General features: G+C 57.1%; 16 protein-coding genes. 4 read left to right on the top strand and 12 right to left on the bottom strand.

What is annotated here, in order from left to right; all coding sequences use genetic code 11:
- Positions 1-348: 348 nt before the first annotated feature.
- Positions 349-1,737, top strand: coding sequence for an MFS transporter (locus FB556_RS10500; RefSeq protein ID WP_141867412.1), 1,389 nt, complete (start codon positions 349-351; stop codon positions 1,735-1,737).
- A 218-nt stretch (positions 1,738-1,955) separates the two neighbouring features.
- Here the strand turns inward: FB556_RS10500 and FB556_RS13885 are convergent, their stop codons facing one another.
- The 12 genes from FB556_RS13885 to FB556_RS10445 form a co-directional block, all read right to left on the bottom strand.
- Positions 1,956-2,252: a thiamine pyrophosphate-dependent enzyme gene (locus FB556_RS13885; protein ID WP_211344029.1), complete on the bottom strand. Its 297-nt coding sequence runs from the start codon at positions 2,250-2,252 to the stop codon at positions 1,956-1,958.
- A complete protein-coding gene (locus tag FB556_RS10495; RefSeq protein WP_211344028.1) occupies positions 2,135-3,757 on the bottom strand; it encodes a thiamine pyrophosphate-binding protein in 1,623 nt (540 codons plus the stop codon). The genes FB556_RS13885 and FB556_RS10495 overlap by 118 nt, the downstream gene beginning before the upstream one ends.
- A 117-nt stretch (positions 3,758-3,874) precedes the next feature.
- A complete protein-coding gene (locus FB556_RS10490; protein ID WP_246057389.1) occupies positions 3,875-4,567 on the bottom strand; it encodes an ion transporter in 693 nt (230 codons plus the stop codon).
- Between the two features lie 115 nt (positions 4,568-4,682).
- Positions 4,683-5,306 (bottom strand): prepilin peptidase, encoded by a 624-nt coding sequence (locus FB556_RS10485; RefSeq protein ID WP_211344027.1) that lies wholly within the window; start codon positions 5,304-5,306, stop codon positions 4,683-4,685.
- On the bottom strand, positions 5,303-6,196 hold the full coding sequence (locus tag FB556_RS10480; protein WP_246057387.1) for a type II secretion system F family protein: 894 nt from the start codon (positions 6,194-6,196) through the stop codon (positions 5,303-5,305). The genes FB556_RS10485 and FB556_RS10480 overlap by 4 nt, the downstream gene beginning before the upstream one ends.
- A complete protein-coding gene (locus FB556_RS10475) occupies positions 6,196-7,146 on the bottom strand; it encodes a type II secretion system F family protein (protein WP_141867408.1) in 951 nt (316 codons plus the stop codon). The genes FB556_RS10480 and FB556_RS10475 overlap by 1 nt, the downstream gene beginning before the upstream one ends.
- Positions 7,143-8,600, bottom strand: coding sequence for a TadA family conjugal transfer-associated ATPase (locus tag FB556_RS10470; RefSeq protein WP_141867406.1), 1,458 nt, complete (start codon positions 8,598-8,600; stop codon positions 7,143-7,145). The genes FB556_RS10475 and FB556_RS10470 overlap by 4 nt, the downstream gene beginning before the upstream one ends.
- The gene (locus tag FB556_RS10465) at positions 8,597-9,787 is read right to left on the bottom strand and encodes a CpaE/TadZ family protein (RefSeq protein WP_141867404.1); all 1,191 of its coding nucleotides are present in this window, start codon (positions 9,785-9,787) and stop codon (positions 8,597-8,599) included. The genes FB556_RS10470 and FB556_RS10465 overlap by 4 nt, the downstream gene beginning before the upstream one ends.
- On the bottom strand, positions 9,784-10,482 hold the full coding sequence (cpaB, locus tag FB556_RS10460) for a Flp pilus assembly protein CpaB (protein ID WP_141867402.1): 699 nt from the start codon (positions 10,480-10,482) through the stop codon (positions 9,784-9,786). Before cpaB ends, FB556_RS10465 begins: the two co-directional genes overlap by 4 nt.
- An 11-nt stretch (positions 10,483-10,493) precedes the next feature.
- Complete coding sequence (locus FB556_RS10455; protein ID WP_141867400.1) at positions 10,494-11,384, bottom strand: pilus assembly protein TadG-related protein; 891 nt, start codon at positions 11,382-11,384, stop codon at positions 10,494-10,496.
- Positions 11,372-11,776 (bottom strand): TadE/TadG family type IV pilus assembly protein, encoded by a 405-nt coding sequence (locus tag FB556_RS10450; protein ID WP_141867398.1) that lies wholly within the window; start codon positions 11,774-11,776, stop codon positions 11,372-11,374. The genes FB556_RS10455 and FB556_RS10450 overlap by 13 nt, the downstream gene beginning before the upstream one ends.
- Positions 11,777-11,878: 102 nt before the next feature.
- Positions 11,879-12,103 (bottom strand): Flp family type IVb pilin, encoded by a 225-nt coding sequence (locus FB556_RS10445; RefSeq protein ID WP_141867396.1) that lies wholly within the window; start codon positions 12,101-12,103, stop codon positions 11,879-11,881.
- A 303-nt stretch (positions 12,104-12,406) separates the two neighbouring features.
- Between FB556_RS10445 and FB556_RS10440 the strand changes: the two genes are divergently transcribed.
- The 3 genes from FB556_RS10440 (at position 12,407) to FB556_RS10430 (ending at position 14,002) form a co-directional block, all read left to right on the top strand.
- Entirely contained in the window at positions 12,407-13,024 is a 618-nt protein-coding gene (locus FB556_RS10440; protein ID WP_141867394.1) for a TetR/AcrR family transcriptional regulator, read from the top strand.
- A gap of 156 nt (positions 13,025-13,180) precedes the next feature.
- Complete coding sequence (locus FB556_RS10435) at positions 13,181-13,669, top strand: DUF3995 domain-containing protein (protein WP_211344026.1); 489 nt, start codon at positions 13,181-13,183, stop codon at positions 13,667-13,669.
- 117 nt (positions 13,670-13,786) lie between these two features.
- The gene (locus FB556_RS10430; RefSeq protein ID WP_141867392.1) at positions 13,787-14,002 is read left to right on the top strand and encodes a DUF6458 family protein; all 216 of its coding nucleotides are present in this window, start codon (positions 13,787-13,789) and stop codon (positions 14,000-14,002) included.
- The last annotated feature ends 42 nt before the right edge of the window (positions 14,003-14,044 follow it).

Raw genomic sequence — 14,044 nt, 5'->3', positions numbered from 1 at the left:
TTGAATACCTGCTGTGACGTGCAGGGACATTAACGAGTTTGTCCTTGCGACGCGACTGAACACAGAGCGGATTTGTCTGATTCTTGTCGGGCGCTGCGAGACTAGGTGCCGTCACTTGGGCTGATCTCCTGAATTGCAGCATGTCCGCCGGGAAGGCTCGTGCTATGCCAGGTGTTCGCGCCCTCGCTAACGCAGTTTGTCTGCGCATATAACAACATTGCCCTCAGTTGCGCTGATCTATTGCCTGCGTCACAGTAGAGGTTGTGAAGGGCGACACATATCTGGCTATGTAGTGGCTCGAGTTTGAGTATCGCCGTCACCCTTTAGACCACCATTGAGGACTATGACATGACAACCCTGAGTAATCCTGCAAAGCGACCATTAACTCGAGACCAAAGGCGCGTCCTCGGGGCAACTCTGGTTGGTACCACCGTTGAATGGTACGACTTCTTTATCTACGCCAACGCCGCAGCCATCATTTTCGCGAGCCAATACTTCGCACCGGTCGGTGAAGAAAACCCGCAGCTCGCCCAACTGTTGGCGTATGCTTCGGTGGGAATTTCATTCCTCTTCCGCCCGCTTGGTGCCGTACTGGCCGGTTGGATCGGCGATAAATACGGACGCCGTATGGTCCTCATGGTCACGCTGGGCCTGATGGGTGTCGCCACCACGCTGATCGGTTTCCTACCAACGTATGCGACGATTGGCGTCTGGGCTCCGGTCATGCTCATTGTGCTGCGCATCCTGCAGGGTGTTTCGGCAGGTGGCGAATGGGGTGGCGCAGCCCTAATGGCAGTTGAACACGCTCCCACGCCACGCCGTGGACTGTTCGGCGCCTACCCGCAGATCGGTGTGCCGCTTGGCATGCTATTAGCCTCGGCCATCCTTGGCCTGTTTTCGTTGATCCTGACACCAGAGCAATTCCAAGCATGGGGTTGGCGCGTACCGTTTCTGGTCTCGTTCGTGCTGATCTTCGTGGGCTACTACATCCGTCGCAAAGTTGCTGAAACCCCGGTCTTCCAAGAGTTGCGCGCCAACGCTGCTCAATCCAAGACCCCGTTGCGCCAGCTGTTCCAAGACGACTGGAAAACTATCATCAAGGCAGCCCTCTCCTTCGCCGGAAACAATGCAGCCGGATATATGGTGACCGGTGGCTTCGTGCTCGGCTATGTCACCACCACGCACGGTGTTTCCCAAACCAGCATGTTGACGCTGGTCTCGGTCGCTGCAGCCTGTTGGATTGTTAGCACGCTGTTTGGTGGCGTCCTTTCCGACCGCATCGGACGACGTCCAACCTACCTGATTGGTTTTGGTTTCCAACTGGTCTGGGCCATCCCAATGTTCTTGATGATCGGCACGGGCAACATGTTTCTCATCATCTTCGCCGTATTAGTCTTCACGCTGCCGATCGGGCTCACCTACGGACCCCAGTCAGCAATGTATTCGGAAATGTTCCCCTCGCGCACTCGCTTGTCCGGCGTCTCGATCTCCTATGCCCTCGGCGCGATCCTCGGTGGAGCATTTGCCCCGACCATCGCCCAATCTCTGGTGGGTTCGACCGGCTGGATTGGTTCGGTTGGCGTGTATTTGGCCATCATGGCGGTCGTTTCTGGCATTGCCGTGCTGACCATCAAAGAACCACGTGGCACCCCGCTGACTCCAGAGCAAGAGGCAGCTCAGAATGAGCAGCCGAACCTCGTGTCCAACGCTGAACACCAGAAAACAGCGATGTTGTAAACGGGTTCGAGCTGTTCTCCAGGTGGCAGTGGCCCTGACTCAGGGGAACATTAATTGTGTCTTGCCAGTCGAGCGGTTGCCCGCCGAATAAGCTCGAGCATCTCGGGGAGAAGAGCTCAGAAGTGGACATGTAGAAGCGTTGTACACGTTTTTCAGATATGTACAAAATATGCGGATTTTTGTACATATCGACGAAAACTTGGTGGATGTTCTCGTGATTAGTCTGTGAACTTTGAGCGCATCCGCTCGAACAATCGGGCAGCACCGGCTTGCGCGCTCTGGCTGATTACCCGTGCGGTCGCGGGGTCGCCCGTTAGCAACGACTTGGCTAATCCACTGGCTTGGTCGAGCGTGATGTGTGCCGGCAGGGGAGGGGTATTCGGATCGGTCTTTACGCTCAAGACCACCGGTCGGTCTGCGGCGAAGGCTTGGTCCCAGGCCGCATCAATATCTGCTGGATCCTCGACTCGGATGCCCTTGAGGCCAAGGAGTTCGGCGTAGCCTGCATAATCCATCGGTTCCACGAGTTGGCGGTATCCCAGCGCGGGTCTCCGGTGATGCGCATTTCCCAGGACACTTGGTTAAGGTCGCCGTTATCTAACACCATGACAACAAACGTCGGGTTGTCCCACTGTTGCCAGTGGCGCTTGACGGTAATGAGTCCATTCATGCCCAGCATCTGGAAGGCACCGTCGCCAATGGTGCAGACCACCGGGCGCTGCGGGTGTGCGAACTTGCCTGCTATTGCATATGGCATGGCCGCCAACATGGACGCCATGCGGCCGGAGAGGTTGCCCATCTGGTTGCGGCCCAGTTTGATATGGAAGCCGTACCAATCGGCGGTGCTGCCGGCGTCACACGTGATGATCGCATTTTCCGGGAGGCGTTCATTTAGTGAGGTGAACACGCGTCGCGCGTTGACCGGTTTGCTGTCCACCATGGCGATCCGGTCGTTTTCTTCATCCCAGTCGCGCATCTGTTCGGCGATCGAGTTTTGCCAGGCCAGGTCGTGTTGTTCGAGGCGAGGCAGCAGCGCGGCCAGGGTTGTCTTGGCATCACCCCAAAGATTGACTTCGGTCGGGTAGCGAGCCCCGAGGTGTCGGGGCGACAGGTCAATCTGCACAGCGCGGGCGTTGCCGGTGGGTGGTAAGAACTCGCCGTAGGGGAAGTTTGTTCCGACCATGAGCAAAGTGTCACAGTCTTGCATCATGTCATAGCTCGGCCGGGAACCCAGCAGGCCCAGTTGTTGGGTGTGATAGGCGACGTCACCCGGGACCACTTGCTTACCCAACAGCGCGGTGCAAACTCCGGCACCGAGACGTTCGGCAACCGCCAGCACCTCATCGGTTGCGCCAATGGCGCCCTGTCCGACCATCATGGCCACTTTTTCACCGGCATTGAGCACGGCGGCGGCTTGGGCCAGCGCGGTGTCATCAGGGCAGACGCGTTCTTCAACGTAACCGACTCCGGTGCGGGAAACGAAATGCTCGGCGGTTGGTTCTTCGAACTCGAGTGTTTGGACATCGGCGGGAAGAATGACCACGGCCGGACCGCGATAAGTTTTGGCCATCCGGACGGCTTTATCAATCACGAATTGTGCGTGCATGGCGGTGGTGACCGTTTGCACAAAGACCGCCACGTCACTAAAGGCCCGTTCCAGGTTGATTTCCTGTTGGAATTCGGTACCGAAGGCAACGCGTGCTTGTTGACCAACTATCGCCACCACCGGGGTATTATCACCCTTGGCATCGTAGAGCCCGTTGATCAAATGCAACGCGCCCGGACCCGAGGTGGCCACACAGACCCCGACTTCGCCGGTAAATTTGGCGTGCGCGGTGGCCATAAACGCCGCCTCTTCTTCATGCGTGGGGCGCACATACGTGAAGTCTTTGCCCTGGTCTTGCGCGCGCCCCATCGCGCCGTCGAAGCCACCAATGCCATCACCCGGATAGCCATACCAATGGTGGAGACCCCACTGGATGATCCGATCAATAATAAAGTCGCTGACTGAAGTTGTCATGGCACTCACCTTTGCGCCTCGAATCGGGTGACACGTTAATCCGACCACTTTCCTGGTGTGCTGACAAGAGCGGTGAGAGCTAGCGTAGTGGCGCTGCTATCGAGAACCACAGAATGTTCAGAGTTGTTTGGAGGCAGGGGCCTCGTCAGCTACGGAAGTTTCTTCCGGCTCTGGCTCACGACGCAGAAAGTAGGCACCGAGCGTGCCGGCGAGCGTCGCGAACACGACCACTGAGAAAGTGGCCAGTACGACATGAAGCATGCGGACAAAGATCGTGTCTGCACTGAAGCCGGAGCCGGTGATTGTTGCTATGGCCGCCTCGTAGAGGGCATCCAAATAACTCGAGTAATCAGCGAATAGGTAGAGCAGTTGGCTGGCCGCCAGAATGACAATCGCGGTCACCGCGAGCAGCCAGGCGACCCGGTTCGAAAGGAGTTTTTCTGCGGATCGTGTACCGCGGACTCCCGCCGAGAGCACCCTGCCGAATCTTGTGACGCGTAAGATCCGCAGTGCCCGTAGCGCTCGGAAGAAGCGTAGGAAGGGCAGCGCCAGGAAAATAATCTGCCACCAGTTTTTGCGCCAGAACCTGGCTTGGAACCGCGCAATATAAGCACGCAGTAAGAACTCGGCGACGAATATGCCCCAGAAGACCCAATTGATGATCGAGAGCACGACTTGACCTGTCGGGTCCGTGACCAGCAACTGTGCGAGCACGACTAGCAAAAAGATGATGCCTAAGAGGCCCATCGGACGATCAAGCCGCCGTGCCAGAGATTCTGCTGCGTCAAGCCGCTGTTCGTCTTCAGCCACGAATCTCTCCCTTCGTCGAAATGCTGAGCTGAGAAACCCGCTCAATGATTACCTTTCGAGCATGACACGAAATACGCCGACTCTACTCGGGCGGGTGTTTTAACGCTACGTGCCACTAAATGATAAGCGCCAGCACGGCTCCAAGCACCATTGACGGCCCGAACGGCACTTCGGAGCCTTTGATCTTGCCGTGCCGAATCACCACGATCAGTGCGACGAGCCCGTTGAGCAGAAATGCCAGCAGTGTTCCGATCGCTACCTGTGACCAGTCGAACCATCCCAGCACAAGCCCGATGACGGCCGCAAATTTCACGTCTCCAAGACCCAGCCCATCTGGCGCTATGAACGCGAGCACAAAATAGGCTGAAACCAGTACCAGCGCAGCCAACAGGGCCCGACCCAATGGCATCCAGCCGATCCCGGTTGCTGCAGCGATGCCCAGGGCCACAAGCATGGCACCGAACGTCAAGGCAACCGGCTTATCGGGTAACCGGTGTACCGCAAGATCAATCACCACTAACAATGAGCACCCCACGGTTGCCGCGACTAGAGCGACCAATACCGCCGGGTGATCGGTGAGTCGTGCCGCCCCGAGACCACCGATTGCCGCCAGGAGAATATGGAGCCTAGATGTCACCCAGGGCGAGTCACCGGGTACATATGCTGTCATCACACGGGTGAGCAGCCACGCGGCACCGGCGGCGACTAGGGCACTCAGAACGCCGATTGCGATGCTCACATGCCACCAAGTACTTCCATCATGTTCAGCACCGCTGGCCCCATGACCACGATGAATAGGACTGGCAGAATGCATAACATGAGCGGGGCGAGGACTTTGACCGGGACTTTTTGGGCTTGTTCTTCGGCACGCTGGCGGCGCTTCAATCGCATTTCATCGGCTTGAGTGTGCAGGATTCCTGCCACTGATATTCCGTACGTATCAGCCTGGATGACTGCCCGGACAAAGCGTCGCAGATCAGTCACATCGGTGCGTTCGGTTAGCGCGCGGAACGCGTCCTTGCGCGAGCTACCCATCGCAATATCTTGCTGTGTGCGCACCAGCTCTTCGGCTAACGGTCCGCGGCCGTTTTGGCCGGCACGGGCCATAGCGCCGTCGAAACCGAGACCGGCTTCTACTGCGATGGTCATTTGGTCGAGCGTATCAGCCAGCTCTAGGCCGATACGTTCACTGCGTTTCTGAGCGGCATTGTGTGCCAGTAGTTCGGGCAGAAAATAGCCAACGACCGTCACAACTACGAAGAGCAGGACAACAAGCGGCGGCGGGCCCGTGAGCGATACGATCGTAGTGCCCACCAGCGCGATGGCGGCCCACAGCAGTTTGAGTTGCAACAGTTTTGCTATTGGCCACGCCAGGGGCCGACCAGCCAGCGTGAGCTGCCGATCCAAAACCCGCACCACCAGATCAGGTGTGAGTTTATACGCGAGTTCTTCTAATGGTTCGCGGGTCGCGACAGCGTCGTTGGCATCTTCTATCAGCTCGGTGGTACCGATGCGTGCCAGATTGGCTTGTGTCAGGCGTCGCGTTGGGTCAAATGCTTGCCAGACGTTCCACAACATGACCCCCACGGCGACTGCGATAGTCAGGGCAGCCGCAATCATTCCGAGCATCAGAATTTCACCTCAACGGTTTTTCGTAACCACAGTCCGCCGACCACCAGCAACAATGCACTGATCACCAGTAACATATAGCCGATTGGCGATTCGACAAAGGGTGCTAGGTAACTTGGGTTGGTCAACAGCAGGAACCCGCCCACCCCGAAGGGCAGCACCATCAAAATGACAGCGGACAATCGGCCCTCGGCACTCAGCGTGGCGACTTGGCGGCGGACTTCGTTGCGCTGCCGGATTGTGCCGGCCACACCGTCGAGCACTTCGGCGAGGTTGCCGCCGACCTCGCGATTAATTTCGATGGCCTGGGTAACCCAGGTGAAGTCTTCGCTGTCCATCCGCTCCGCAGTTGTTTCCAGGGCTTCGCCAAGGTCACGGCCAACGCGGGTCTCATTGACAACGCGCGTAAATTCTTCTGCGGTGGGACTCTCGGCTTCTTCCGCCAGGGAAGCTAGCGCCTGGGGCAAACTGTGACCGGCACGTAGGCTCGAGGCGATGAGCAGTAGGGAGTCTTCGAGCTGGTCGGCAAAATGATGTTGGCGTTTGGACACACGTAACCCGATGAATAAGCGGTGAACGAGCAACACGGTGAGCATCAGGAGCAACCCAATGAAAATATTGCCGAATATCACACCGACTAGGCCCGCGACACCCGCAGCGATCAAGATACGCAGCATGAACTGTTCGGGCCTGAGTTTGATGCCTGCAAGCTCCAGCAGCTGGCTGCCCGCTGGGGTACTGCGGTCGCGAATCCGTCGCTCGGCAAGATTTGTGACCGCAATAAAGGCACGGTGCAGTGGGTGAGGCTTTGGGGCAACGCCGGGGCGGCGGCGCTGCATTGGTACCCGGACGGGCCATGGCATGATCAGCACATAGGCGAGGCCAGCAACGGCCAGCGCGGCGGTGAACGCGGCACCCACCACCATGACGGTACTAAGTGTTGAAGTCATAAGGTCGTGGCTCCTTCCGGGACCGCGAAGATCCCGGGCGATACGGTGATCCCCAAGTCCTCGAAGCGTTCGGTGAAGCGTGGCCGAATACCCGTTGAGACAGGTTGCCCGAGGAACCGGCCGTTGGCATCGACACTGGCTGAGTAATCAAACAGGAACACGTCTTGCAGCGTGACGGTGTCAGCTTCCATGCCTTGGACTTCGGTGACGGCCGTGACGCGTCGGGTGCCGTCGCGCAGCCGGGTCAGCTGGATGATGACATCCACTGCCGAGGCGATTTGTTCTCGAATCGGGCGCAAGGGCAGATCCATGCCCGCCATTAACACTAAGGTTTCTAACCGGGAGATCGCATCGCGTGGCGAGTTGGCGTGCACGGTCGACATAGACCCATCGTGGCCGGTGTTCATGGCTTGAAGCATGTCCAAGCTTTCGCCACCGCGAACTTCACCCACGACAATGCGGTCCGGGCGCATGCGCAGTGAGTTGCGCAACAGATCGCGGATCGCCACGCCACCTTTGCCCTCGACATTGGGCGGACGCGACTCCAGGCGTACCACGTGTTCCTGTTGGAGCTGCAACTCGACGGAATCTTCAATCGTGATGATGCGCTCGGTATTGGGAATGAACGAGGACAACACATTCAACAAGGTGGTCTTCCCGGTGCCGGTTCCACCCGAAACTATGATGTTGAGATTCGCGTTGACACACGCTTCGAGTAGTGCGGTCATCTCGGGCGTCAGTGTACCGAAGCGGAGCAAGTCTTCGACCGTGTGAGGGTTTTTCCCGAACTTGCGAATGGTCAACGATGAACCATTAAATGCCAAGGGCGGGATGATGGCATTGACGCGGGAACCATCGGGTAGTCGGGCATCGACCATCGGGGTGGACTCATCAATGCGCCGTCCCATCCGGGACACGATGCGTTCGATAATCAACCGTAGATGCTGTTCGGAAGAAAACCGGGCATCGGATGGTTCCAGGTGCCCGTAGCGCTCTATGTAGATAACATCTGGTCCGTTGACCATCACTTCCGTGATCGAATCGTCTTCGAGTAGCGGTTGCAGCGGACCGTAGCCTAATAGATCATCCCGAACCGACTCATTGAGGCGCTGACGCTCTTCGGCAGATAAAGGGATCGAGGCTTCTTCAACGACCCGGTTGAGTTCAGCACGCACGATGCTATGCAGTTGATCTTCGGTCAACGTTGGATCATTGAGCCGGGATCCGATGCGCGCATAGAGTTTCTTAGCTGCTTCACCCTTGAGCTCGCGAAACGCATTTTCGGGATCCGCAGTCGATGTCCCGGCCCGGCGCTCGCGGATAGTTGGCTGGTGTTGTGCGGCAGCACTGAGTCGCGACGGTTGTGACGCGGTGTCCTTATGGTCTTCGAGCGGCTCTTGTACAAAAGGACCGGGCCGTTGCTGAATACGGTTGAGGCGGCGTGACAAACTCATGAGCGGAAATCCTTTTTACGGGCGCGATGCGTGTCGGTCTCAACGATGTCCATCTCGTCTGCGATGAGCGAGTCGACGATCGGGCGCAGTGCTTTAACGAACGGGTCACGCGGTCGCGAGTGGGCTAGCGGAATACCCGTGTTAATCGAGCCCAACGCGCGCCTAGAGGTAGGAAGGCGCGTGATATCGGCGGTGCCCAGGGTCTGGGCAACGTCCTGCGGGGTAACGCCATCTTTGGTGTCAGCCAAGTTCACTACGACCTGGGTGGCGTCGCTAAACATTTGCAGCAGCGACAACGTGTCGAGGACTTTGCGGATCCCGTGAATCGAGGGCACACTCAACGTCGTCAGCAATAACGGGTCGGTAGTGTGGTCCAGGGCAACTAGTGTGGCATCAGAGAGTCCGGTGGCCGTATCGATGACTACGAAGGCAAACTCTGCAAGAAGTGTGTTGAGCAGTTGACTGATGTGTGTCGTCGAGATCGTGTCGGCCGTCGCGGGGTTATCGGGAGCGGGCAGCACCAGTAGCCCTGATTCATGCAGGGTCAAGCGACTTTTCAATGCGATCGTGTCACCGTGGGCGACGTTGGGTAAGACATCGTCCACTCGATATTTCGGATCGAGGCCAAGTGTTGTGGCCACGTCGCCGAATTGCAGATCCAAATCGACCAGCACCGTAGAGTGTGGCTGCGCCTGGGCCAATGCAACAGCCAGGTTGGTGGCAAGCAGAGTTTTGCCAACACCACCTGCGGCAGACACCGAGCTGATTACCCGGCCTGTCGGTCGCTGACCAATAATAGGAAGCTCTTCGGTAGCTACCGATTGCACTCGCTGGACAGCGTGGCTGAGACGCTGTTGGATTTCTCCCGGCTCGGCGTTAGCCGGGATGAGATCTGACACTCCGGCTCGCATCGCTGGCAGGCTGATGGCTTCGGGCTGGTCAACGATCAATAGGACCTGTCGATGGACGTGCTGAGCGGTCAGATCTGTTGCCAATTCGAGGCTCAGGACCGGGTCGTGCCGAGCGTCTAACACTAAGACATCGGGCAGGGTGCTGGCATACCAGTCGTGGAATTCGTTAACCTCCTCCAGGGTTGGCAGAGGCACGATGGCGTGTGCCGTTCCCGTTGCTTGAGTAAATCGTGCTTCGAGATCTTCACCGGAAGTCGCTAGGGTTATGTGTGTCATCCGAAGAGGTCCTCTCGATCGATGGTGGTGGAGTTATCTGGTGCATCTGCCGGTTCCCGTGACAGCCACACGCCATGAAATTCTGCGGCGTTGACTACCAGTGGCGCATCGGGGGCCGGAACGGCGAGTGTGACGAACACTGACTCGGCTGCGGGTTGGGCGGTATCTGCGCCATCATCGGTTGTTTCCAGCACCGCACCACCCTCTACGTTGGTGACGAGTACTTTGTGCAGGAGCAGTCGAGTCTCTTCCTCGGAACTGACAAAGAGTCCGACGGTATCGCCTGCGGCGAGGTGACCTCCGATGACCCGGGCTGCTGGGAGTTCGATGGTGATTTCGTGGTGGTCGGCCGGTACGTCAGGTGACCTGTCCGCATTGGGGGAGTCGAAGCGTGTGCTCAGGACTTGTTCTCCGGGATATAGCTCGGACACGGTGATGAGTCCTGCCACTGCGTCAAGCGTTTGGATGGCTTCCGGTGTAATGGTCGAAGCAGGACGTTGCTCAAGTGAGACGTAGCCTGATAGCTCTTCGGCTGGGGTACCTGCTGGCACCTGCTCGGTGACCACCAGGACTTCCTTCGGCGAGAGTTCCGAGATGGCCCGAGTGTCGGCCTGATTGACGTAGTTGAACACCAAGATTCCAGCAATGATTGCCAAAATGGCAGAACTAATGATGGCCAGTAGGCGGCGTGACATGGGAGAAGACCTTATTCCGTGAGTGTGACGACGGCTGTGCCGGCGGGATCAGAAGATTCGGACAGGGGGACGAAGCGTTCGAAGGTGCCGCTCATACACCGGTCGCTACCACCGCATGGTGGGCGATAGCTTGTACCAGAGAAGTAGTAGCCTGACAGCCTGAAAGACGCATAACCAATGATTCGGTAGCTGGCATTGGTGCCGCTGCCTTCTGCGGCGTCGAAGATCGGCACGAACACTGGTTGGCCAATGTATGAACGGAGGTGCACATCTTTGCAGGACGGGTTATTTCCTGGGTCAGACTTTGCCCAGCCGTCTTTCACCCACGTCAGCGTTTTACAGGTGCTGTCACCGGGCGTGAGCCAACCGAAACCCCCTGGAATAGCGTTGTGCCTGAGACCTTGGCAGCCGTTGTTCGTGGAATACAAAACTTGTGCTGTTCCTGAGTCTTCCACAGCATCCAGGGCACACCAGGAAAACGCTAAGGGAAGGGTCCCGGCAATGCTGGCCGAGTGTTCCCAACGGGCGCTAGCGGTTGCCTGAATTGGTGTCGAATGGATGCCCAAGACCGGAGCGAACCAGTGCTCCCGGATCGTGTCGGTTTGAACCGTGACCGTACGCTCTGAAACATTGAGCGCCGTGACGGTGCCGGACGCGCCGTCACCGTGAAAATTTGCGTTGGCCATGGCATCAGCGGTGCTGTTGGCGGTTGAACAGTCTGAGTGAGCGCAATCTTGAGCGATAGCCAGAGCTGCCGCGTCGGCTCCGGTCTGGAGTTGTTGTTTATCCAAATGCATGGCCCCGACATCAATGGCCAATGCCAGCATCGCCATGAGAGGAACCATCAGAATAGCCACGATGGTGCCTGATTGGCCGCGATCGTTATTCTTTAGCCGTTGCACCGCATCGTCCCTTTCCCGGTTAGCGTGATATTGCCAATGCCGCCGAGTAGTTCCAGCGGGTAAGTGATGGTGACGGTTGCGGTTTCAGACGTGAGGTTGTCTGCGGCCCCACAAGCATCAGGTGTGATATTGATGTGGTCATTCTTCAGGCTGACGGACGGCTGTGCCGACGTGATCGCGGTTTGTCGTGCAGCGCTGTGGGCATCTGTCTCGTGTGTGGCATTTGCCAAGGACACGACCCGTACTGCATCTCGCGCCGCATTCGACAGCACCGACTGCACATGAAATGCGTGGCCGAAAGCCAAGATGCCCAGGAGTAGAGCGATCAGAAGTGGAGCGACCAGTGCGAACTCCACGGCGGATGCGCCGTGATCGCGGTTGTTATTTACCATGGGCTTCCTTTCGCTCGTTACTTCAGATGGTGTAATCCTGCTTGTCGTTGCCGAGGACTATTCCCACAGCGCCTTCGGCAACGACAAGCGATATCGACGGTCTTAGTTGGTGCCGGTACCACCAATGCTTTGAAGCGACTTCGATACTTTTTCAAATAGTCCTTTGAGGTCACCGCCGAGGGTGAGAACGGCTGCAATAATAGCGACGGCAATGAGACCGACGAGTAGTCCGTACTCGACGGCGGTGGCGCCTCGATCTTTGCGATCTTCGAACCGGTCGTTGACGAATGACTGAAGTGTGGCGATGAGAGTGTAAATGCGGATCATGGAAACTTCCTTCTTATGTGAGTCCAAGGGCCGAAACCCTATTGCTGTAATCCCTAGTCACGTCCAACTTGGGATCACTTTTAGTTTTCCAAAACTTTGCCAACCTTGCAAACTTGCTGGGGCTCTTTTTCGTTTTTTAGGGGCACTTCTGCGTCTTTTCAAGATATTTGCAGCGAAAGTCCCGCGCTATATTACCGACCAGTAATTGCGTTGTGAGGTTGAGCACAGCCTGAGGGTCGTGTCGTAATAAAAGTGCAGATTCGGCAAAACTAAAGTTTCGTATGTTTGCGATAGACTGATCGCATGACTACAGAACGACCGAGTTTGCGGGAGCGCAAGAAGCAGCTAACCCGTGAAGCAATTGCTACAGCCGCACTGAAATTAACAAAAGAAAAAGGACTAAGCCGGGTGACCATTGACGATATCGCCCAAGAAGCGTTCGTATCTCCCCGGACAGTCTCAAATTATTTCCCTGCAAAAGAAGACGCCGTCTTAACCGCCGGCCGCACTGGTTTTGACGCCATGCTGTGTGAATATCGCGACAGCACTGCAACGGGTCATCCGGTTGAAGAGCTGCGAAAGATTTTCTCCAAGTACGCGCAAGAACATCCTGAGCATCTGCGGATGGTGGCTGAACTCGTTGAGCTTGAACAGCAGAACCCTACTTTGAAGCCTTTCCGAGTAGCTCAGGAATCAGAGCTCAGTACAAGCCTCAGCGAGCTGATCGCAGCCCGATACGGTATTGACTCAGGCAGCGATCCCTACCCCGCTCTTGCAGCAGCAGCGGTAGTATCGGCTATCACCACATCCATGAGGATGTGGTCGAAATGTGGCTGCGCACAAGACTGCCTGCCGCAGCTTGTCGATGAATCATTCAACATTGCCATTAACGGATATCGCCGCGATCGCGACGATGAGTAAAACATGGGCAACGTCGTGCGAAACCATCACTTTGTCGCCCTCGGAAGCTAGCCTTAGCCGCCGGTGATTCGCATTCGATCAGCTCATCCCAAAGCATGCTGCCCGTAAGATGGTGCGGCAACTGCGTAAGCAATGAAGGATAGTAGCGAAGAGGCCATGCAGCCACGATCGATGCGAGTGGGGAGACGATTCCTCTGGACCGCCATGGTCTTCGGACTGGTCCACGCTTTTTGGAGTTATTACTGGGCATTTGGTGGCACGTGGATGTTAGATACCGTCGGCCAATGGGCTGTGGTGAGCCAACTTCAACAACCCCTCCAAGCCTTTCTTGTGCTGCTGGGTATCGGCCTACTGAAAACTTCGGCAGCGGTCATCCCCGTCGCCGTGGAATACGGCAGGCTCGGTGGCCGGCGGTTTTGGCGCCTGGTCAGCTGGGTAGGTGGCATCGAGCTTGTCCTCTACGGTGGCATCTATGCTGCGACTGCTTGGCTGGTTCTCATTGGAGTGGTGGCTCCGGGCGCTGCCTACGATGGGCCAGTCATGCTTGGGCACGCGCTGCTATGGGATCCGCTGTTCTTCTTCTGGGGCCTGTCCCTCGTGATGTCACTGATCTTGACGCGTCGCAGAACCTATAAGAAACAATGATTAGGTAAGAGGCTGCTGAACGCCCCAACACGTGCTGAAACCTTTCTTGAACCCAATTCCCCGGTTTAGTCTTGAAGCAATTACAGGTTCTAGGTTTCTAACACAAGGAGAATGGTCATGAGATACGGCGGAGCAATCGCCCTGATGGTTATCGGAGCCATCCTCTACTTTGCGGTCAACGTGGAAGTGCAAGCAGTCGATATCAGTCTCATCGGGCTCATCCTCATGACTGCCGGAGCTATCTGGTTGGTCATCAACCTGATTGTTGGCGCTACCACTCGACGTCGCCGCGTTGTCCCGGTGGAAGAACGCCGCGAGATTATCGAAGAGTAGCCCTGCCGCAGTATTATCCGCCGGCGACCCGGTCATCCCAAC

The organism is Enteractinococcus coprophilus (assembly GCF_006716305.1).
Lineage (GTDB): Bacteria > Actinomycetota > Actinomycetes > Actinomycetales > Micrococcaceae > Yaniella > Yaniella coprophila.
Note: the sequence above shows the minus strand (reverse complement) of the source record. Positions and strands in the feature narration are given on the sequence as shown.